The following is an 18,867-nucleotide window of genomic DNA, read 5'->3' as shown; positions in this document are numbered from 1 at the left end:
AACGTGCGCGATTCGGACATAGGGCCACGGCTTCTTGTGACGGTCACAGGTGCAGAAGCATCCGACTGTTGCCCAAGGTGTTCGGCTTCACTCGCTCGAGACCCAGGAACTCCGCGACACCCTCGTCATAGGAACGCAGCAGCTCGCTGTAGACATCTCCGTCGACCGGTGTCTCTCCGATCTCCACGAAGCCGTGCTTCGCGAAGAAGTCGACTTCGAAGGTCAGACAGAAAACCCGGCGTACGCCCAGCCAACGGGCGGTCTGCAACAACTTGTCCAGTACTTGATGGCCGACTCCGGCTCCCCTGATGCTGTGATCGACCGCGAGAGTACGCACTTCGGCCAGGTCTTCCCACATCACGTGCAGCGCACCGCATCCGATGACACGAGCGTCCTCGTCGCGTTCCGCGATCCAGAACTCCTGGATGTCCTCGTAAAGTGTCACCGTCGCTTTGTCGAGCAGGATGCCTTCACGTACGTACCCGTCGAGGAGACGGCGGACCGATGTCACATCACTGGTCCTGGCACGCCGGACGGTGACGGCCGCGTTTATAACCGACGGCTCGGTATGGAAATCGCTATGCGGAAGCTCTGAGGACATACCCCGACGCTATCGCCCGGAGGCGGGTCCGGCGTCATCGGCCGGAACACCGGCCCGCTCTCCCGGCCGTCGTCCGCCCCCTCGTGCGGGCCGGCCCCCGGCTTCTTGTACGGCCTGGTCGGCGGGCTGCCGCGCGGGGCGGCCCGCGGCCGACTCTCCGCCCTCCCCGGCCTCGCGCCCGCCCGCGGGCCCGTTCGCGGGTTCGTCCGCGGGCCTGTTCGCGGGTTCGCTCTTCGGTTCGCCCGCCGGGGGCCGGGCCGGAACGTCGGACGGGATATCGGGCCGTTCGTCCGGCGCCTCACGCTCCGGAAGCGGCGAAGTCTCCGGCCGGCCCGGGCGAACGATCCTCATGGCGTCCCGGAGTGCCTCGCGCTGTTCGGCCGACATCATGCCGAAGAAGGCGACCAGGGCGGCCGCCGGGTTGTCGCTGCGCGACCATGCTTCGTTCATCAGTGCGGCCGAGTAGGCGGCGCGGGTGGAGACCGCCGTATATCGATATGCGCGGCCGTCGACTTCCCTGCGCACCCAGCCCTTCTGATGGAGATTGTCCATTACCGTCATGACGGTGGTGTAGGCGATGGAGCGTTCCCGTTGAAGGTCTTCGAGGACTTCTCGCACGGTCACCGGACGGTTCCATTGCCAGACCCGTGTCATCACGGCGTCTTCCAGTTCTCCCAATGGACGGGGCACAGTGGCATTTTAGTGCTCATTGTCCGAAATGCGCGCTTATTCGTGCGATACGAAAGGGCGCACGGTCCATGACGAGCCGTACGCCCTTTCGCGCAGCACCGCATGCGCACCGCCGGACGCGGAGTGGCGGGTGCGGGGTACCGGTCGAGGAGTGCGGACGGAAGCGCTCAGGCGCCACCGCTCCGCGGAGCCTGCTGGACCGACTCGGCGCGGCTCATCGCCGCGTCCACGGCCGCGTCCTCCTTGGCCTTGTTGGGACCACCCTGGCTCTTGATGATCGTCATGACGATGCCGATGAAGAAGATCGCCATTACCACGGGGGGCACGAGCGCCGATACATAGTCCATGACTTCCAGAGTAGCGAGGCCGGTACGGACGTCCACGCGCGCCCTCGGGGTGGCGAAGCGGCCGTCCGGCCTCGCGTCGCGCGGTTACCCGACGGCCCGCTGCTTCGGCGGCGACGGCGGGGCCGGGCGGCGGCGCGGCGGGAACACCTCGGAGGGCTTGGGCGCCGCCGGACGCTCGGACGGCGGGACGGGCCGGGGCGGCTTCTCCGGGGTCCTGGGCCGTTCGGGTTCGGCGTCACCCGCCCGGCCGCCGGGCAGGGCGAGGAGGTGGCTCCGGGGCGCGGGGGGTGCCGCGGAGACCGCGCGCCCGGCGAGGCGGGCCCGTACCGACCGCTCCGCGAGCACCTGACAGCGCCCCAGGAGCGCGGCCGCCGCAGGCCGGTGCCGCAGGGCGCGCAGCGCGGCGAGATCGTCGGGGCATGGGTCGTACCCGCCCGCGAGGGCGTCCTGGAGGAGGTCCAGGTAACCGCTGGCGGAGCCGGGAAGGGCGTCGCGGTAGCGGGCGAGGTCGGCGAGGAGGAAGGCGCGCAGCCGTCCCGCCTCGCCCACCGCCTCGTCGACCGCGCCCGCCAGCCGCAGGCAGTCCTGGACATCCTCGTCGGGCAGGGGGGCGGGGTGCAGGGCGACGGCGAGGGCGCGTCGGAGCACACGCAGCTCGTCCGCGCCGAACGCCATACCGCCGCGTGATCCGTAAGGCGTGGGCATGATGCGACAATACGTGCTAAACGGACAAAATCCGCTTAATTGGGCGTCGGCGGCGCGGCGGCGGCCCCCGTTGCGCCGCACCGTTCCCGCAGGTGGGCCCGGTGGCCCGCTACATCCGGGAGATGTTCCGCTCGTACACCAGCCGCAGGCCGATGAGAGTCAGCCACGGCTCGTGCTCGTCGATGACGGAGGACTCGCCCAACACCATCGGAGCAAGGCCGCCCGTCGCGATGACCGTGACGTCGTCGGGGTCGGCCGCCAGCTCCTTCTTCATCCGGGCGACGACACCGTCGACCTGGCCGGCGAAGCCGTAGATGATCCCGGCCTGCATCGCCTCGACCGTGTTCTTGCCGATGACGCTGCGCGGCCTGGCCAGCTCGATCTTGCGGAGCTGGGCGCCCTTGACGCCGAGCGCCTCGACCGAGATCTCGATGCCGGGCGCGATGATCCCGCCGGTGTACTCGCCACGCGCGGAGACCGCGTCGAAGGTGGTGGCCGTGCCGAAGTCGACGACGATCGCCGGACCGCCGTACAGGTCGACGGCGGCCACCGCGTTGATGATGCGGTCCGCGCCGACCTCCTTCGGGTTGTCCATCAGGATGGGCACACCGGTCTTGATGCCCGGCTCCACGAGGACCGCGGGGACGTCGCCGTAGTAGCGGCGGGTCACCTCGCGCAGCTCGTGCAGGACGGCGGGGACCGTGGAGCAGATCGCGATGCCCTCGATGCCGTCGCCGAGCTCCTCGCCGAGCAGCGGATGGGCGCCCATGAGGCCCTGCAGCAGGACCGCGAGTTCGTCGGCGGTGCGGCGGGCGTCGGTGGAGATCCGCCAGTGCTCGACGATCTCGTCCCGGTCGAACAGGCCGAGGACGGTGTGGGTGTTGCCGACGTCGATGGTGAGCAGCATCAGGCGTCGGTCCCGTCGGTGTCGGCCGCCGGGGCGTCGGTGCCAGTGGGGCGGCGGGCGTCGGTGTCGGTGGTGTCGCGGAAGTCGAGGCCGATGTCGAGGATCGGCGAGGAGTGGGTGAGCGCGCCGACGGCCAGGTAGTCGACGCCCGCCTCCGCGTAGGCGCGCGCGGTGTCGAGGGAGAGGCGCCCGGACGACTCCAGGACCGCGCGTCCGGCGACCAGGGCGACGGCCTCGGCGGTCTGGAGAGGCGTGAAGTTGTCCAGCAGGATCAGGTCGGCCCCCGCGTCGAGGACCTCCCGGACCTGCTGGATGGTGTCGACCTCGACCTCGATCGGTACGTCCGGGAACTCGTCCCGTACCCGCTTGAACGCCTCGGCCACCCCGCCCGCCGCGATGACGTGGTTGTCCTTGACCAGTGCGGCGTCCGACAGGGACATGCGGTGGTTGACGCCACCGCCGCAGCGCACCGCGTACTTCTCCATGGCGCGCAGGCCCGGAGTGGTCTTGCGGGTGTCGCGGACCTTGGCCTTCGTCCCCTCCAGCACGTCGGCCCAGGCACGGGTGGCGGTCGCGATGCCGGAGAGCCGGCACAGCAGGTTGAGCGCGCTGCGCTCACCGGTCAGCAGGTCGCGGGTGCGGGTGGTGACGGTCAGCAGCTTCTGGCCGGGGGCGACCCGGTCGCCGTCCTCGACGTGCCGCTCGACCGTGAACTCCTCGGTGCACACGATCGACAGGACCGCCTCGGCGATGCGCAGGCCGGCCACGACACCGGCCTCGCGGGCGGTGAAGTCCCCGGTGGCCACGGCGTCCTCGGCGACCGTGGCGACGGTGGTGACGTCGACCCCGCCGTCGAGGTCCTCCGCGAGGGCGACGTGCGCCACGTCCTCGACCTGGACCGGGTCCAGGCCCGCGTCGGCGAGGAGCCGGGCGAGGTCGGCGTCGAGGCCGCACTCCCATCCGTCGGTGTCCTGGGCCCCGTCGGCGCCGCAGCCGCAGCCGTCACCGCAGCCGCCGCCCGCGGAGGGGGCGGGCACACCGATCTGGATCAGCGGTACGTCCACGGGGGTGGGGCGCGGATTGTCTTCGGGCGTGCTCACGGTTGCGACTCCTTGGTCACGTCGGCGGGGTGGTCGTCGGGGCGGATCGGCGGTACTGCCGCGCAGTCTGGCGCCTGCGCGGAGCGTACGGGCCCGAATGCCGCGGTCTGCGTCCGACGAAGGACGAGCCGGCGTTCCGGGGTGAGCCGGACGACGAGGTGGCGGCGCCAGTTCTCGTCGTCGCGCTCGGGCCGGTCCTCGCGCCAGTGGCAGCCGCGGGTCTCCTCGCGGCGGCGGGCGGCGGCGACCAGGACGCGCGAGACGAGCAGCAGGTTGGTCGCCTCCCACGCCTCGACACCGGGCTCGGCGGGCTTGGGATGGTCGGTTTCCGGGGCGGCGGCGCCGGGCGGACCGGCGTCCGGTGCGGCGTAGCCCGGGAGACCGGTGTCCGCGGCGGCGGCGCGGGCGGCGCCGTCGTGCAGGGCTTCGAGCGCCTCGGCGGCGGCGGCCAGGCTCTCCGCCGAGCGGAGGACACCGGCGCCCCGAGTCATGATCCGCTGGACCGTGCCGCGTTCCTCGGGGCCGAGCAGCGGGGACGGGACGGGGACGTCCGGGTTCGCGGCAGCGGCGAGGGACTGGCCGTCGCTCCCTTCGCCGGTGGTGGTCCCCTCAGTGGTGAGGGCCCGCGTGGTGAGGGCCTGCGCGGCAGTGGGGGCCTGCTCGGCGCCGCCCGTCTCCTCGATGGCGTCGATGCCGTTCGTCCGCTCGGCGCCGTTCGCCCGCTCGACGATGTCCGCCGCGATGCGTTCGGCGAAGACGAGACCCTCCAGGAGGGAGTTGGATGCCAGCCGGTTCGCGCCGTGCACGCCGGTGCAGGCGACCTCGCCGCAGGCGTAGAGGCCAGGGACGGTCGTGCGCCCGCGCAGGTCGGTGCGTACGCCGCCGGAGGCGTAGTGCGCGGCGGGTGCGACCGGGATGGGCTCGGTGACCGGGTCGATGCCATGGGCGCGGCAGGCGGCCAGGATCGTGGGGAAGCGCCGCTCCCACATGGCGGCCCCGAAGTGGCGGGCGTCGAGATACATGTGCTCGGTGCCGTGCAGCTCCATGCGGCGCGTGATGGCCTTGGCGACGATGTCGCGCGGGGCCAGTTCCGCCAGTTCGTGCTGCCCGACCATGAACCGCGTACCGGACGCGTCGACGAGATGGGCGCCCTCGCCTCGTACCGCTTCCGACACCAGGGGCTGCTGGCCCTCGGAGTCGGCGCCGAGGTAGAGGACCGTGGGGTGGAACTGGACGAATTCGAGGTCGGAGATCTCCGCTCCGGCCCGCAGCGCCAGGGCCACGCCGTCCCCGGTGGAGACGGCCGGGTTGGTGGTGGCCGAGAAGACCTGGCCCATTCCGCCGGTGGCGAGCACCACGGCGGGGGCTCGGACCGCGCCGACGCCGTCGTGCCGGCCCTCGCCCATGACGTGCAGGGTGACGCCGGCGGTACGGCCGTCGGCGTCGGTGAGGAGGTCCAGGACGAGGGCGTTCTCGATGGTGCGCAGGGCGGCCTCGCGGACCGCCGCGACCAGGGCCCGGGAGATCTCGGCGCCCGTCGCGTCGCCGCCCGCGTGGGCGATGCGGCTGCGGTGGTGGCCGCCCTCGCGGGTCAGCGCGATGTCGCCGCCGTCCGTCGTGTCGAAGCGGGCGCCGGTCGCGATGAGCCTGCGTACGGCGTCGGGGCCCTCGGTCACCAAGGTCCGTACCGCGTCCTCGTCACACAGGCCCGCGCCCGCGACCAGGGTGTCGTCCAGGTGCTGCTCGGGGGTGTCGCCCTCGCCGAGGGACGCGGCGATGCCGCCCTGCGCCCAGCGGGTGGAGCCGTCGTCGAGACGGGCCTTGGTGACGACGACGGTGGCGAGGCCCGCGGCGGCGCAGCGCAGCGCGGCGGTGAGACCGGCCACGCCGGAGCCGACCACCACGACATCGGCGTCGATGGACCAGCCGGGGGCGGGGGCGGTCAGCCGTATGCCGGTCGCGGGGTGGCGTATTCCGGTCACGGGGTGGCTCCGAAGGTCAGCGGGATGTTGTCGATGAGGCGGGTGGCGCCGACCTTCGCGGCGACCGCGAGGATCGCGTCGCCGGTGGTGCGGTCGTCGGGGACCTCGGTGAAGTCGGACGGGTCCACGAGCGCGAGGTAGTCCAGGACCAGCGGCGGCTGCTCGGCAGCGGCGTCGTCGAGGACCAGCCGCGCCGCGGCCCGTACCGCCGCGGGTCCGTCCACGGGACGGGCGAGGGCCACCGCCTGCGTGTCGGCGGCGGCGCGGGCCTCGCCGAGCTCGGTGAGCGCGGCGGCCCTGTCGGTGGTCGCCGCGGTGGCCTGGGCGCGGGCATGCAGCGCCTGCTGGGCGACGAGCCGGTCCCGCGCCGCGAACAGGGCCCGGGACAGGGCGAGGGCGGTGCGCCTCTCCTCGGCGTCCAGGAAGCGGTTGCGGCTGGAGAGCGCGAGGCCGTCCGGCTCGCGGACGGTCGGTACGCCGACGATCTCCACCGGGAAGTTCAGGTCGCGCACCATGCGGCGGATCAGCGCCAGCTGCTGCGCGTCCTTCTGCCCGTAGAACGCGAGGTCGGGGCGGGTGAGATGAAGGAGCTTGGCGACGACGGTGAGCATGCCGTCGAAGTGCCCGGGGCGGAAGGCGCCTTCGAGGCGTTCGCCCATGGGGCCCGCCGAGATCCGGACCTGCGGTTCGCCGCCGGGGTAGACCTCGTCGACGGACGGCGCGAAGACGGCGTCCGCCCCCGCCGCGCCCGCCACGGCGAGATCGGCTTCGAGGGTGCGGGGGTAGCGCTCCAGGTCGGCCGCCTCGCCGAACTGGAGCGGGTTGACGAAGACGGTGACGACGACCTGTCCGTCCGGACCCACCGCCGCACGCGCGGTACGGATCAGGGTGGCGTGGCCCTCGTGCAGGGCGCCCATGGTCATGACGACGGCCCGGGGGCCCTTGAGCGGGGCGAAGGCGCCGAGTTCGGCGGCGGTACGCAGGAGGGTGGCCGAGGGGGCGGGCGCGGAGGTGCGGGCAGTGGTGGGCATGGCGATGTCGGGGGATGTGTCGTGGGCGACGGGGGTTTCGGGGGTGGTGGTGGTTCCGGGCACGGTGGCGGGGGTTCCGGATTCGCCGGGCGTGGTGATCATCAGGGCTCCCGTGGTCCGCTGCCGCCCGTGCCACCCGTGCCGCCCGTGCCGCCCGAGTCGTCGGCCAGGACTCCCAGCAGGTTTTCGGCCGGTTCCGGCTTGAGCATGCCGTGGGCGAGGGCACGGTCGGCGGTGGCGCGGGCCATCGCGACGTAACCGGCCACGGCCTGCGGCGCGTGCCTGCGCAGCTCGTCGATGTGCGCGGCGACCGTGCCCGCGTCGCCGCGGGCCACCGGGCCGGTCAGGGCCGCGTCGCCGGAGCGCAGGGCGTTGTCGAGCGCGGCGCCGAGGAGCGGCCCGAGCATCCGGTCGGGGGCGGCGACACCGGCCGTGCGCAGCAGCTCCATCGACTGCGCGACCAGAGTGACCAGGTGGTTCGCGCCAAGGGCGAGCGCCGCGTGGTAGAGCGGGCGGGCCTCCTCCGCGATCCACTCGGGCTCCCCGCCCATCTCGATGGCCAGGGCCTCGGCGGCGAGCCGTAGCTCCTCCGGGGCGGTCACGCCGAAGGAGCAGCCGGCCAGCCGCTGGACATCGACGGAGGTGCCGGTGAACGTCATCACGGGATGCAGGGCGAGCGGCAGCGCCCCGGCCCGCAGCGCGGGGTCCAGCACCTTCGCCCCGTACCGCCCCGATGTGTGGACGAGCAGTTGTCCCGGCCGCACCGCGCCGGTCGCGGCCAGTCCCTCGACCAGGCCGGGCAGGGCGTCGTCGGGCACGGTCAGCAGCACCAGCTCGGCGCGCGCGAGCACCTCGGCGGGCGGCACCAGCGGGACGTCGGGAAGCAGCTCGGCGGCCCGGCGCACGGACGCGTCGGAGACGCCCGACACGGCGACGGGACGGTGCCCGGCGAGCCTCAGCGACGCGGCGAGAGCGGGGCCGACGCGGCCCGCGCCCACGACGCCGACCGTGAGTCGGGCAGGGCGGTCCCTCGCGTCGAGGGGTTCCTTGGGGGATGTTGCGTTCACTCGGCGATGGCCTTCCGTTCCAGTCCGCAGGGGGTACCGGACGATTCCTCTGCATGCTACGCCAGCGTCGCGTCCGCGCTCCCGGCCGTCCACAGCCTGTGGGAATACCGCGCGGGGCGCGGCCGGGCGGCCCACGCGTACGAAGGCCGTGCGAAAACCATGCGGGGCCGGGCCGTGCCCTGCGTGATGATCGCCCCATGACGGATACAGCGGGCGCGGCGACGGACGCGACGGACACGACAGACCTGACACGCACGGCACACGCGGCGGACACGACGGAGGCGGCGGACACGGCGGGCGCCGGCGAGCAGCCTTCGGCGCAGGAGCGACGGCTGCGCAGGCTACGGGCCTGGCGCCGCGCCGAGCGGGTCCTGGACCGGCCGCCCATGCACCTCCCGGTCGGTGAACGGCTGGCCGCGCTGGTGGCGGGGGCCGGAGGCGTCACCGATCTCGACCGGCCCGCGGACATGTACGGCGACGGCGTGGTCGCCGAGCTGGAGGAGCGGGTCGCGGAGCTGCTGGGCATGGAGGCGGCGGCGTTCTTCCCGACCGGGACGATGGCGCAGCAGGTCGCGCTGCGGTGCTGGGCCGGGAGGACCGGCGACTCGACGGTGGCGCTGCACCCCCTGGCCCATCCGGAGCTGCACGAGCGTGACGCGCTGGGGGTGGTGAGCGGGCTGCGTACCGTCCACCCGACGTCCGCGCCCCGTCAGCCCACGGCGCAGGAGATCCGTGACCTCTCCGAGCCGTTCGGCACGCTGATGCTGGAGCTGCCGTTGCGCGAGGCCGGTTTCGTCCTGCCCACGTGGGAGGAGCTGGAGGCCGTGGTGGCGGCGGCGCGGGAACGCGACGCGGTGGTGCATGTCGACGGCGCGCGGCTGTGGGAGTGCACGCCCCACTTCGGACGGGAGCTGCCGGAGATCGCGGCGCTCGCGGACAGCGTGTACGTCTCGTTCTACAAGACCCTGGGCGGACTCTCCGGGGCCGCGCTGGCCGGTCCCGAGTCCCTGATCGAGGAGGCCCGAGCCTGGCGGCACCGGTACGGCGGGCAGCTCTTCCAGCAGTTCCCTGCGGCGCTCGCCGCGCTGATCGGCCTGGACCGGGAGCTTCCCCTGATCCCGTCGTACGTGGCTCAGGCGAAGGTGGTGGCGGGGGCGCTGGCCGAGGGCCTCGCGGCGGCGGGCGCCGGCTGGTTCCGGGTACATCCGGAACCGCCGCACACACACCAGTTCCAGGTGTGGCTGCCGTACGGGGCGGACGCCCTGACGGCGGCGTCGGTGCGGCAGGCGGAGGAGACGGGCGTGGCGCTCTTCCACGCCTGGCGCTCCGCGCCCGGCGGGCCGCCCGGGGTCGCGTTCACCGAGGTCACGGTGGGACGGGAAGGGCTGGAGTGGACGGCGGCCGACGTCCGGGAGACGGTGGCCGCGTTCCTGGACCTGGTGGCGTCCTCGTAGCGTCTCCCCGCACCCCGTGCCCCGCGCCCGGCCGGATCACCGCACCGGCCGGGCGCGACGGCGGGCGGACAGCGCGCGCAGGGCCCGCAGGGCCGTCCACCGGCGTCCGCGCACGGCGCGCACGGACCGGGCACGCGCCGGACGGCCCGCGGTCACGGCCTCGAACCGTTGCCGGTCGCGGACCTCACGCAGCACCTCCCCGTCGTGCCGGGCCGGCAGTGGCGGCGGCTTCTCGCCCCTCGCGAGCGCACGGTGGCTGTCGAGCATCTGCTGCTGGATGGCGTCCATCGCCTCAGCATGGGCCTGCCCAGCCCGTACGGCCCGTCATTTGACGACCGCCGTCAAACGGACGGAGGACTTCCGGGCGCACCCCGCACCATGGAGGGGTGAGCGTGCACATCGACATCAAGGGCCTGGCCCCCGAACGCATCGTCTTCGAGACCTCTCCCCTCGCCGAACTGGGCCTGGCCCTGCACGCCCTCTCCGAGCCCGGGCACCACCCGGGTCTGCACGGCTGGGCGACGGCGACGGCCAGCGCGCTGGAACCCGACCTCGCCGACCGGCTGCACGAGGCGGACTTCCTGTGGCGCCACACGTTCTCGGACGTCTTCATGGCGTTCGCCGGGGTACGCGGCGGGAGCGGCAGCACGGGCGCGGACCTGGCCGAGGACCTGGACACCCTCGACCGGCTGGACGACGAGCGGTTCGTCTCCTCCGCCCTGGAGTTCACCTGCACCAGCCTGTACGGGCTCGGCGCGCCCTCCCCGCTCGGAAACCCGACGATGCGTGCCCGGGCCCTGGAGATGGCGGCGGCGCGCGGCCCCCGGCAGGTGGAGTTCACCCAGCAGCTGCTGGCCGACCCCGCCCCCGTGCGCCGCTGGGTGCGGCGCCTCTTCGAGGACTGCGACCAGGCGTTCTTCGCCGACACCTGGCAGCGGGTACGGGTCCAGCTCGTCGCCGACGCCCGGCACAAGACGGATCTGCTGCGCCGCAAGGGGCTCGGCGAGGCGCTGAGCGCGGTGTCCCCGGCGCTGTCCGTCGACGAGGCCGGGACCCGGATCAGTGCCGACAAGCTGTCCGACGGCCGGACCAGCGCCGTCGGCCCCGGGCTCACCCTCATCCCGTCCACTTTCGGCTGGCCGCACCTCAACCTGCTGCACGCGCCGGGCTGGCGCCCGGTGATCCACTACCCGGTGCACCAGCCCCAGCTGCCGTCCCCGGCCTCCGTGGAACTGCTCCAGCTGCGCATGGAGGCACTGGCCCACCCGATGCGGATGCGGCTGTGCCGCCACCTCGCCCGTTCCGCGCACACGACCGGCGAACTCGCCGACACGCACAGCATCACGGCCCCCGAGGTCTCCCGGCATCTCGCGGTGCTGAAGAGGGCGGGCCTGGTCACCACCCGTCGGCGCGGCCGTTACGTGCTGCACCAGCTGGACCTGACCACGGTGGCCCGGCTCGGCAGCGACTTCCTGGAGGGCGTCCTGCGCTGAGCCGGTCGGCGGAGCGGCCGGACCGTCCCACGCGCCCCACCGGCAGGGCAGCCCCGTCCCACCGGTTCAGGCAGCAGCCCCGGCGCACCGGTCGGGCAGCCCGCCCCGCCGGTTCAGACCGCCCCGGCCCCGCCGCCGGCCCGGACCAGCCCCGTCTCGTACGCGAGGACGACGACCTGCACCCGGTCGCGCAGGTTCAGCTTCGTGAGAATGCGGCCCACGTGTGTCTTCACGGTCGCCTCGGAGAGCACCAGGCGTGCCGCGATCTCGCCGTTCGACAGGCCCTGTGCGACCAGCAGCATCACCTCGCGCTCGCGTTCGGTGAGCTTGGCGATGCCCTGGTGATTCGGTTCGCTCCTACCGCTCGGCAGCATCGGGGAGAAGCGGTCGAGCAGACGGCGGGTGGTGGACGGGGCTACTACGGCGTCACCGCTGTGCACGGCGCGGATGGCGCTGAGCAGTTCGGCGGGCGGCACGTCCTTGAGCATGAAGCCGCTGGCCCCGGCCTTCAGCCCGGAGAAGGCGTACTCGTCGAGGTCGAACGTGGTCAGGATGAGCACCTTGGGCGCGCCCGGCTGGGCGCAGATGCGCCGGGTGGCCTCCACCCCGTCCAGCCTCGGCATCCGGACGTCCATCAGGACCACGTCGACGGCGGTGGCGCGCAGGATCTCGATCGCCTCGGCGCCGTCACCGGCCTCGGCCACGACCTCCATGTCCGGCTGGGCGGCGAGCACCATCCGGAAGCCGGTGCGCAGCAGCACCTGGTCGTCGACGAGCATGACTCTTACGCACCCTATCGGGTTCGGGCTTTCTGAGGCAGTCATGCAAGCCAGGGTACGCAGCACAGAACTCCGCTCACGGCGTTGTGAACGAGGCCAGGGCTCAGGCGGGTTTCACGGCACCGGGCGAGACCAACCCCTCGCGTCCGCCGCCCTCCGGCCGCAGGAAGGCAACCGCTCGCTTGCGGCGCTCCGCCGGAAGGTCGGACGGGTCCTCATAGTCCTTGATCACGTCACGCAAGATGCCGACCCGCCCGGCTTCGTCCGTGACCCGCTTCCCGAGGTCGGCGCGCGTGACCATCAGTGCCCCTCGGGATCCACCGGGGTCGGTTCCAATCAAGGAAGAAACGGGGCTGGACGTAGAGATCACGGGGCTTGTCGGTACGTACACAGACCCCCGGCATGTCATCGCGTACAGCGATGGAGAGGTACGTCGGCAGTTCGACGTGTGCTTTACGGCACGCGTCATCGGCGGGGCCCTGGCCATCTCGGAGGAGAGCACGGAACTCCGCTTCGTCGAGCGCGAGGAACTCGACTCGCTCCCCATGCACCACACACAGCGGCTACGACTCCAGCATTTCAGCGAACCACCGGGACCGAGGCAGGGGCCGGGACTGAGGCAGGGGCTGGAACATCAGCGGGACGGCTTGAGCGGCAGCAGCGCGCTGATCCGGAAACCGCCGCCCGGGCGCGGCCCGGCGTCCAGCGTCCCGCCGACCATGCCGACCCGCTCGCGCATCCCGATCATCCCGTGTCCCGCCCCGTCGGCGCCCCCGTCCTCGTACATCTCGTGCGCGGCGCCCCGCCCGTCGTCCTCGACCAGCAGCCCGAGCCCGTCGTCGAAGTAGACCAGCCGCACGCTGGCCCCGGCTTCCGGGCCGCCGTGCTTGCGGGTGTTGGTCAGCGCCTCCTGCACGATGCGGTACGCGGTCAGCTCGACCCCGCTGGGCAGCGGGCGCGGCGTTCCCTCGATCTTGAAGTCGACGGTCAGACCGGTCTGCCGCACCTGTTCGACCAGGTCCTCGATCTGGCCGACGTCGGGCTGCGGGACGTACTCCCCGCTCTCCTCGGCGTCCCCGGTCCTGAGCACCCCGAGCAGCCGCCTCATCTCGGCGAGGGCCTGCCTGCCGGTGCTGGAGATGGTCTCCAGGGCCTGCTTGGCCTGGTCGGGCGCCGCGTCCATGACGTACGCCGCCCCGTCGGCCTGCACCACCATCACCGACACGTTGTGCGCGACGACATCGTGGAGTTCGCGGGCGATACGGGCCCGCTCGGCGGCCACCGCGACCTTCGACTGCGCCTCGCGCTCCCGCTCCAGCCGGGCCGCCCGCTCCTCCAGCTGGTTGAAATAGGCACGCCGGGTCCGCATCGAGTCGCCGAGCACCCAGGCCAACACGAACGGCACGGTCATCACGATGGCGACGAAGACCTGCTGGAACCAGCCCATCTGTCCGGTCTCCGCCGGCCAGCGCAGCTGGGCGACTCCCGCCGCACCCAGGCTGCACACCAGCGCGAGCCGCGAGGCCCAGCGCTCCCCCACGGTCGCCACGGTGAACACGATCACCAGCATCGCGAAGTTGGCGGTGCCCGGCTCGACCCCGGTCACCAGCTGCGCCACGCCCATCACGATGGCCAGCAACAGCATCTTCTCCGGGGCACGTCGGCGCAGCGCGACGACGGTGCTCAGGCCGACGGCTGTCAGCACCCCGGCCAGTAGTCCTCCGCCACGCTCCACGGTCGCCGCCGACAGCACGGAGAGCCCGAGGAGGAAGACAGCCCAGAAGGTGTCGACGCCCGTCGGGTGTCTGCGGAGGAAGGCGTAGAGGCGCTGCACGTGATCCAGCGTAGGGAAGGCGGAAGGCACCCGGGTCACCCGAAGGGCCGATCCGGCCTGCGGGACCGTACTCCCCAAGGTGGAGACTTGGAATGGTGACGGGTGGGACGGGCGAAACGGGTACGACTGGCATGGCTGACGCGACAGGCGCGACGGGCGGGACGGGCGGTGCGACGGACGAGTGGCGTGGGTGGCGTGAGGCGGCGCAGACCGCTCTGTACGGGGACGGAGGGTTCTATCGGAGGCCCGAGGGGCCTGCCGGTCACTTCCGTACCTCCGTCCACGCGTCCCCGCTGTTCGCCTCCGCCGTCGCCCGGCTGCTGGTACGGACGGCACGCGACCTGGGCACCGACGAAGTCGATCTGGTCGACCTCGGGGCGGGGCGCGGCGAGCTGCTGACGGGGGTGCTGGCGGCGCTGCCGGCCGAGGGCGCCGACGGGCTCGTCGTACGGACGTACGCCGTGGAGATCGCCGCCCGGCCGGACGGTCTCGATCCCCGGATCGAGTGGTGCGCCCGGCCGCCGTCGGGGGCCCGCGGACTGCTGTTCGCCAACGAGTGGCTGGACAACGTGCCGACCGACGTCGCGCAGACCGACGCGGACGGCGTCGACCGTTACGTCCTGGTCCGGCCCTCGGACGGGGCGGAACGGCTGGGCGAGCCGGTGGCCGGGGCCGACGCGGAGTGGCTGCGCCGCTGGTGGCCGTCCGCCGGGCCGGGCGGGCGGGCGGAGATCGGTCGCCCGCGCGACGAGGCGTGGGCGCGGGCGGTGTCCACGCTGGACGGCGGGCTCGCGGTGGCGGTGGACTACGCCCACACGCGCGGGACGCGGCCGCCGTTCGGCACGCTCACCGGCTTCCGGTCCGGGCGCGAGGTACGGCCGGTGCCGGACGGCAGCTGCGACCTCACTTCGCACGTGGCGCTGGACGCGTGCGCGGCGGCGGTGGACGCCGGGGGCGGCTCAGGGGCCGGCCCCGGGAACGTCATGGCGTCCGAGGTGCTGACGCAGCGCGAGGCGTTGCACCGGCTCGGCGTCGCCGGCGGGCGCCCGCCCCTGTCCCTGGCGTCGGCCGATCCGGCCGGGTACGTACGGGCCCTGGCCTCGGCCGGAGAGGCGGCCGAGCTGACGGCCCGGGGCGGTCTGGGCGACTTCGGGTGGCTGATGCGACGCGTGTGACGGCCGGCGCCCGGCGCACGAACGGGTCGGGCAGCGTCGCGAGCGCCGCCCCGTGCCCGTGCGGGCGCCCCCTGCCCCGTACCCGCGCCTCGTGCCGGTGCCCGTGCGGGCGCCCCGTGCCCCGTACCCGTGCCTCGGTGCCCGGTACCCGCGCCTCGTGCCCGTGCCCCGTACCGCTGGGGCACCCACCGCCCCACCGCCCCCGTCACCCCACCGTTCAGGGAATACTGGCCGCATGACGGAGACGACGGTCGGCATCGGCGGCGCGGCGGAGAGCACCGACATGGTGCTCAACATCGGTCCTCAGCACCCCTCCACCCACGGCGTGCTCCGACTGCGCATCGTCCTCGACGGCGAACGCGTCCAGCGCGCCGAACCGGTCATCGGCTACATGCACCGCGGCGCGGAGAAACTGTTCGAGGCCCGCGACTACCGGCAGATCGTGATGCTCGCCAACCGCCACGACTGGCTGTCGGCGTTCTCCAACGAACTGGGCGTCGTCATGGCCGTGGAGCGCATGCTCGGCATGGAGGTCCCGGAGCGGGCGGTCTGGACGCGCACCCTGCTCGCCGAGCTGAACCGGATCCTGAACCACCTGATGTTCCTCGGCTCGTACCCGCTGGAACTCGGCGGGATCACGCCGGTGTTCCACGCGTTCCGCGAGCGCGAGGAGCTCCAGGCCGTGATGGAGGAGGTCTCCGGCGGCCGGATGCACTACATGTTCAACCGGGTCGGCGGCCTCAAGGAGGACCTCCCGGCGGGCTGGCTCGGCCGCGCCCGGGACGCCGTCGCGGCGGTCCGGGCCCGGATGGACGTGTACGACGACCTGGTGCTCGGCAACGAGATCTTCCGGGGCCGCACCCGCGGAGTGGGCGTGCTGCCCGCCGCGACCGTGCACGCGTACGGGGTGTCCGGGCCGATCGCCCGCGCCTCGGGCGTCGACTTCGACCTGCGGCGCGACGAGCCGTACCTCGCGTACGGGGAGCTGGGTGACACCCTCAAGGTGGTCACGCGCGCCGAGGGCGACTGCCTGGCCCGCTTCGAGTGCTTGCTGGAGCAGTCGCACAATTGCCTGGACCTGGCGGACGCGTGTCTGGACCGGATGGCCGACCTGGCGCCCGGCCCGATCAACCAGCGCCTGCCCAAGGTTCTGAAGGCCCCCGAGGGCCACACGTACACCTGGACCGAGAACCCGCTCGGCATCAACGGCTACTACCTGGTGTCCAAGGGCGAGAAGACCCCGTACCGGCTGAAGCTGCGCGCCGCCTCGTACAACAACATCCAGGTGCTCGGCGAGCTGCTGCCGGGCACCCTGGTCGCCGACATGGTGGCGATCCTGGGCTCGCTCTTCTTCGTCGTCGGCGACATCGACAAGTAAGGGGCAAGCAGCCGAAGGACAGCGGTCCGGACCGCCCGCGCACGAACACGCGGGCAACGGTCCCGGACCGCCCGTACGCATACGCCGCACACACGGACACGGCATACACGCGGACAACGGTCCGGGCCGCCCGTACGCGAACGACGGGCGGCCCGGGAGAACGGCGCGAGAGCGCGACTACGAGATCGCGGTGCGCAGCTCCACCATGTCCATCTGCTCCGTCTCGTCGTGCGCGGTCAGGTCGATGACCTCGCCGACGGCGCCGTTCTCGTCCGTGCCCGTGCGGTGCGCGGCCAGCGCCTCCTCGCCCACCACGTCCGCGAGGTCCTCGTTCTGCACGGACTCGATCGCGGCGCGCGTCTTCTGCGTGCCGAAGAAGTCGAAGCTGCCCTGCGGCACGAGCTGACGTCGGGGCGTGGCCTCCGGGGCGACCGTACTGGCGGCCGGCACCGGACTCGCCGGGGGCAGCGCGGCGGACGGCCGGGACGCGAGAAGGGCCGTGGGCGGACTCGGCTGCCGCTCCGAGAAGGCGTCGCCCTCGGCCACCGGGTGACCGTCCCGCTGTTCCTCCGCCTCCCGGGCCCGCTGCGCGAACTCGCGCTTCCGGGCCTTCTCGGCGTTGCTCCGGGCCTCCTGGAGCGCCCTGTTGCGCGAGAGGTCCTCCAGCGCCTGGGCGGCACGCAGATAGGCGGCCGAGGTCGGGGTGCTGCCCGCGGCCGGCAGCTCCCGGGGGGCCGCGGTTTCGAGTTCGAGACGCCTGCGGCCCTCCAGCGCGCTGGCGCGCTCCGTCTCGGCGTTGGCGTACCGGCGCAGCAGTGCGGCGTGCTCCCCGCGCAGATTGGCCAGCTCCACCCGCTTGCGCCGCAGTTTCGTCTCCAGGCGGGTGCGCAGCTCGCGCGACTGCTCCAGGTCGCACTCCAGCTCGGCCACGCGCTCCTCGGCCCGCCACGCGTCACCGGCGCGGGCACGCGTCAGCTCCGCCACACGCCGGCCGGCCTCCCGGTCCCAACTGCGCATCAGATACGCGCCGGTCACCGCGGCGGCCGCCGTGGCGGCCACCAGACCGCGCAGGACCAGGGGTTCGGCGAGCAGCCAGGCGCCCGCAGTGCAGAGGACCGAGACCCCGGCGACGGCCGAAGGCGGAAGGATTCTGTGCAGCGGTGTCGAATGGCGATGACGTCCACGTGGCATGGCCTGAAATTTACCGTGTGCGGGAGGAACTTGGGGGGTCGCCCGGCAATCTGTTCCCGGCCGGTTACCTGACGGCCTCCTTCCCGTCCCCAATCCCGCCCTGCTTCTTCCTGCTTCTTCCCGCTCCCGGATGAGAACGTTCACTTCCGGATGAGCCCCTTCGACCGCAGATAGTCCTTGGCCACATCGGCGGGCTTTGCGCGCTCCGCGTCGACCTTGCGGTTCAGTTCCGCGAGATCCTCGGTGGTCAGCGCCTTGGTGATCTTGCCGAGAGCGTCGGCGACGTCCGGCGAACCCGCGTCCTTCGCATTGACGACCGGCAGTACGTTGTCCGCGTTCTGGAGCTTCTTGTCGTCCTCCAGGAACACCAGGCCGTAGCTGTCGAGCACCGCGTCCGTGGTGGTGGTGAGGACCAGTTGGTCCTTGCCGTCCTTGACCGCCTGCTTGGACTGCGGTGTACCGACTCCCTTGGGGTCGACGCCGGTGACATTGATGCCGTACGTCTTTTTCAGACCCGGCGCGCAGAACGTCCGCACCTCGCACTCGTCACCTGCGGCGATCTTCACCGCCGCCTTCGATCTGCCGAGATCCGAAAGCGACCTGAGCTTGTGTTCGGCGGCGAATTCCTCGGTCACCGCGAAGGCGTTCTGGTCGACGGCCGCGCCGACCGGGAGCACCTTCAGCCCGCGCGGGGCGGCGAGCTTCTCCAGCGCCGCGACCGTGGCGGCGGCGTCGCCGGAGGCCACCGGCTTCTGCGCGGCCTCCTTCGCGCCGTTCACCTCAGCATTGAGGAATTCCGCGAGCGTCGCGGCATATTCGGGGACGACATCGATCTCGCCCTTCTCCAGGGAAGGTTCGTAGAGTTCGCGGTTGGCCACGGTGGTGACCGAGGTGCTGTACCCGGCGTCGTCCAGGATCTGCGCGTACAGCTCCGCGAGCACCTTCGACTCGGTGAAGGAGGCCGCCCCGACGACGAGCGGGCCCTTCTTGCCGCCACCGGAGTCACCGGAACCGCCGGAGGACGCCGAGCCGCCCTTGTTCTTCTCCAGGCTCTCGCCACCACAGGCGGCGAGCGAGCCCGCCAGCGCGACCATGCCGATGACCGCGCCGGCTATGCGCGAGGTCTTGCTCAT

Annotated in this window: 19 protein-coding genes and 1 pseudogene; 5 read left to right on the top strand and 15 right to left on the bottom strand. The window is 72.7% G+C overall.

Features of this window, described 5'->3' with window-relative positions; genetic code table 11:
* Nucleotides 1-43 precede the first annotated feature (43 nt).
* From ACGF2V_RS13160 to ACGF2V_RS13120, 9 genes are all read right to left on the bottom strand, one after another.
* Nucleotides 44-601 carry an amino-acid N-acetyltransferase gene (locus tag ACGF2V_RS13160; RefSeq protein WP_362630412.1) on the bottom strand — a complete coding sequence of 186 codons (558 nt, stop codon included), beginning with the start codon at nucleotides 599-601 and terminating at the stop codon, nucleotides 44-46.
* A 9-nt stretch (nucleotides 602-610) separates the two neighbouring features.
* Nucleotides 611-1,255, bottom strand: a complete 645-nt coding sequence (locus tag ACGF2V_RS13155; protein WP_392911939.1) for a BlaI/MecI/CopY family transcriptional regulator — start codon at nucleotides 1,253-1,255, stop codon at nucleotides 611-613.
* A gap of 203 nt (nucleotides 1,256-1,458) precedes the next feature.
* Nucleotides 1,459-1,638, bottom strand: a complete 180-nt coding sequence (locus ACGF2V_RS13150; RefSeq protein ID WP_362630416.1) for a hypothetical protein — start codon at nucleotides 1,636-1,638, stop codon at nucleotides 1,459-1,461.
* Nucleotides 1,639-1,722: 84 nt separating this feature from the next.
* On the bottom strand, nucleotides 1,723-2,313 hold the full coding sequence (locus ACGF2V_RS13145; RefSeq protein WP_362709757.1) for a hypothetical protein: 591 nt from the start codon (nucleotides 2,311-2,313) through the stop codon (nucleotides 1,723-1,725).
* A 139-nt stretch (nucleotides 2,314-2,452) separates the two neighbouring features.
* Nucleotides 2,453-3,250 (bottom strand): type III pantothenate kinase, encoded by a 798-nt coding sequence (locus ACGF2V_RS13140; RefSeq protein ID WP_362630419.1) that lies wholly within the window; start codon nucleotides 3,248-3,250, stop codon nucleotides 2,453-2,455.
* Nucleotides 3,250-4,350 (bottom strand): carboxylating nicotinate-nucleotide diphosphorylase, encoded by a 1,101-nt coding sequence (nadC, locus tag ACGF2V_RS13135; protein ID WP_362709712.1) that lies wholly within the window; start codon nucleotides 4,348-4,350, stop codon nucleotides 3,250-3,252. The genes ACGF2V_RS13140 and nadC overlap by 1 nt, the downstream gene beginning before the upstream one ends.
* Complete coding sequence (locus tag ACGF2V_RS13130; RefSeq protein ID WP_362709715.1) at nucleotides 4,347-6,332, bottom strand: L-aspartate oxidase; 1,986 nt, start codon at nucleotides 6,330-6,332, stop codon at nucleotides 4,347-4,349. Before ACGF2V_RS13130 ends, nadC begins: the two co-directional genes overlap by 4 nt.
* Nucleotides 6,329-7,363: a pantoate--beta-alanine ligase gene (panC, locus tag ACGF2V_RS13125; RefSeq protein ID WP_362630435.1), complete on the bottom strand. Its 1,035-nt coding sequence runs from the start codon at nucleotides 7,361-7,363 to the stop codon at nucleotides 6,329-6,331. Before panC ends, ACGF2V_RS13130 begins: the two co-directional genes overlap by 4 nt.
* A gap of 101 nt (nucleotides 7,364-7,464) precedes the next feature.
* Nucleotides 7,465-8,430: a DUF2520 domain-containing protein gene (locus ACGF2V_RS13120; protein WP_362709717.1), complete on the bottom strand. Its 966-nt coding sequence runs from the start codon at nucleotides 8,428-8,430 to the stop codon at nucleotides 7,465-7,467.
* A gap of 197 nt (nucleotides 8,431-8,627) precedes the next feature.
* Between ACGF2V_RS13120 and ACGF2V_RS13115 the strand changes: the two genes are divergently transcribed.
* On the top strand, nucleotides 8,628-9,884 hold the full coding sequence (locus ACGF2V_RS13115; RefSeq protein WP_362630429.1) for a beta-eliminating lyase-related protein: 1,257 nt from the start codon (nucleotides 8,628-8,630) through the stop codon (nucleotides 9,882-9,884).
* A 36-nt stretch (nucleotides 9,885-9,920) separates the two neighbouring features.
* Here the strand turns inward: ACGF2V_RS13115 and ACGF2V_RS13110 are convergent, their stop codons facing one another.
* Entirely contained in the window at nucleotides 9,921-10,172 is a 252-nt protein-coding gene (locus ACGF2V_RS13110) for a hypothetical protein (RefSeq protein ID WP_362709720.1), read from the bottom strand.
* A gap of 104 nt (nucleotides 10,173-10,276) precedes the next feature.
* Between ACGF2V_RS13110 and ACGF2V_RS13105 the strand changes: the two genes are divergently transcribed.
* The gene (locus tag ACGF2V_RS13105) at nucleotides 10,277-11,377 is read left to right on the top strand and encodes a DUF5937 family protein (protein ID WP_362626458.1); all 1,101 of its coding nucleotides are present in this window, start codon (nucleotides 10,277-10,279) and stop codon (nucleotides 11,375-11,377) included.
* A gap of 113 nt (nucleotides 11,378-11,490) precedes the next feature.
* Here ACGF2V_RS13105 and ACGF2V_RS13100 read toward each other — a convergent pair whose 3' ends face one another.
* Nucleotides 11,491-12,201 carry a response regulator transcription factor gene (locus ACGF2V_RS13100; protein ID WP_362626446.1) on the bottom strand — a complete coding sequence of 237 codons (711 nt, stop codon included), beginning with the start codon at nucleotides 12,199-12,201 and terminating at the stop codon, nucleotides 11,491-11,493.
* Between the two features lie 58 nt (nucleotides 12,202-12,259).
* Nucleotides 12,260-12,457 (bottom strand): hypothetical protein, encoded by a 198-nt coding sequence (locus tag ACGF2V_RS13095; RefSeq protein ID WP_362709722.1) that lies wholly within the window; start codon nucleotides 12,455-12,457, stop codon nucleotides 12,260-12,262.
* Between the two features lie 34 nt (nucleotides 12,458-12,491).
* Between ACGF2V_RS13095 and ACGF2V_RS13090 the strand changes: the two are divergent.
* Nucleotides 12,492-12,743 (top strand): annotated as a pseudogene (locus ACGF2V_RS13090) (NUDIX hydrolase); the annotation flags it as partial.
* Between the two features lie 47 nt (nucleotides 12,744-12,790).
* Here ACGF2V_RS13090 and ACGF2V_RS13085 read toward each other — a convergent pair.
* Nucleotides 12,791-13,990, bottom strand: a complete 1,200-nt coding sequence (locus ACGF2V_RS13085) for a sensor histidine kinase (RefSeq protein ID WP_362626441.1) — start codon at nucleotides 13,988-13,990, stop codon at nucleotides 12,791-12,793.
* Nucleotides 13,991-14,121: 131 nt separating this feature from the next.
* Between ACGF2V_RS13085 and ACGF2V_RS13080 the strand changes: the two genes are divergently transcribed.
* Nucleotides 14,122-15,165 carry an SAM-dependent methyltransferase gene (locus ACGF2V_RS13080; protein WP_362709725.1) on the top strand — a complete coding sequence of 348 codons (1,044 nt, stop codon included), beginning with the start codon at nucleotides 14,122-14,124 and terminating at the stop codon, nucleotides 15,163-15,165.
* A 235-nt stretch (nucleotides 15,166-15,400) separates the two neighbouring features.
* Complete coding sequence (locus ACGF2V_RS13075; RefSeq protein ID WP_362626436.1) at nucleotides 15,401-16,543, top strand: NADH-quinone oxidoreductase subunit D; 1,143 nt, start codon at nucleotides 15,401-15,403, stop codon at nucleotides 16,541-16,543.
* Nucleotides 16,544-16,720: 177 nt separating this feature from the next.
* On the opposite strand, the gene ACGF2V_RS13070 is transcribed toward ACGF2V_RS13075, so the two are convergent.
* Both ACGF2V_RS13070 and ACGF2V_RS13065 read right to left on the bottom strand, forming a co-directional pair.
* The gene (locus ACGF2V_RS13070) at nucleotides 16,721-17,734 is read right to left on the bottom strand and encodes a hypothetical protein (RefSeq protein ID WP_362626433.1); all 1,014 of its coding nucleotides are present in this window, start codon (nucleotides 17,732-17,734) and stop codon (nucleotides 16,721-16,723) included.
* Between the two features lie 140 nt (nucleotides 17,735-17,874).
* Nucleotides 17,875-18,867, bottom strand: coding sequence for an ABC transporter substrate-binding protein (locus ACGF2V_RS13065; RefSeq protein ID WP_362626430.1), 993 nt, complete (start codon nucleotides 18,865-18,867; stop codon nucleotides 17,875-17,877).

The sequence above is a fragment of the Streptomyces sp. NPDC047982 genome (assembly GCF_043204165.1).
Classification (GTDB): Bacteria; Actinomycetota; Actinomycetes; order Streptomycetales; family Streptomycetaceae; genus Streptomyces.
This window is presented reverse-complemented; position numbering and strand designations above follow the sequence as displayed.

Coding starts and splice junctions, on each gene's coding strand:
- ACGF2V_RS13160 (WP_362630412.1), bottom strand. CDS start 601: ATGTCCTCAGAGCTTCCGCATAGCGATTTCCATACCGAGCCGTCGGTT.
- ACGF2V_RS13155 (WP_392911939.1), bottom strand. CDS start 1,255: ATGACACGGGTCTGGCAATGGAACCGTCCGGTGACCGTGCGAGAAGTC.
- ACGF2V_RS13150 (WP_362630416.1), bottom strand. CDS start 1,638: ATGGACTATGTATCGGCGCTCGTGCCCCCCGTGGTAATGGCGATCTTC.
- ACGF2V_RS13145 (WP_362709757.1), bottom strand. CDS start 2,313: ATGGCGTTCGGCGCGGACGAGCTGCGTGTGCTCCGACGCGCCCTCGCC.
- ACGF2V_RS13140 (WP_362630419.1), bottom strand. CDS start 3,250: ATGCTGCTCACCATCGACGTCGGCAACACCCACACCGTCCTCGGCCTG.
- panC (WP_362630435.1), bottom strand. CDS start 7,363: ATGCCCACCACTGCCCGCACCTCCGCGCCCGCCCCCTCGGCCACCCTC.
- ACGF2V_RS13115 (WP_362630429.1), top strand. CDS start 8,628: ATGACGGATACAGCGGGCGCGGCGACGGACGCGACGGACACGACAGAC.
- ACGF2V_RS13110 (WP_362709720.1), bottom strand. CDS start 10,172: ATGGACGCCATCCAGCAGCAGATGCTCGACAGCCACCGTGCGCTCGCG.
- ACGF2V_RS13100 (WP_362626446.1), bottom strand. CDS start 12,201: ATGACTGCCTCAGAAAGCCCGAACCCGATAGGGTGCGTAAGAGTCATG.
- ACGF2V_RS13095 (WP_362709722.1), bottom strand. CDS start 12,457: ATGGTCACGCGCGCCGACCTCGGGAAGCGGGTCACGGACGAAGCCGGG.
- ACGF2V_RS13080 (WP_362709725.1), top strand. CDS start 14,122: ATGGCTGACGCGACAGGCGCGACGGGCGGGACGGGCGGTGCGACGGAC.
- ACGF2V_RS13075 (WP_362626436.1), top strand. CDS start 15,401: ATGACGGAGACGACGGTCGGCATCGGCGGCGCGGCGGAGAGCACCGAC.
- ACGF2V_RS13070 (WP_362626433.1), bottom strand. CDS start 17,734: ATGCCACGTGGACGTCATCGCCATTCGACACCGCTGCACAGAATCCTT.
- ACGF2V_RS13065 (WP_362626430.1), bottom strand. CDS start 18,867: ATGAGCAAGACCTCGCGCATAGCCGGCGCGGTCATCGGCATGGTCGCG.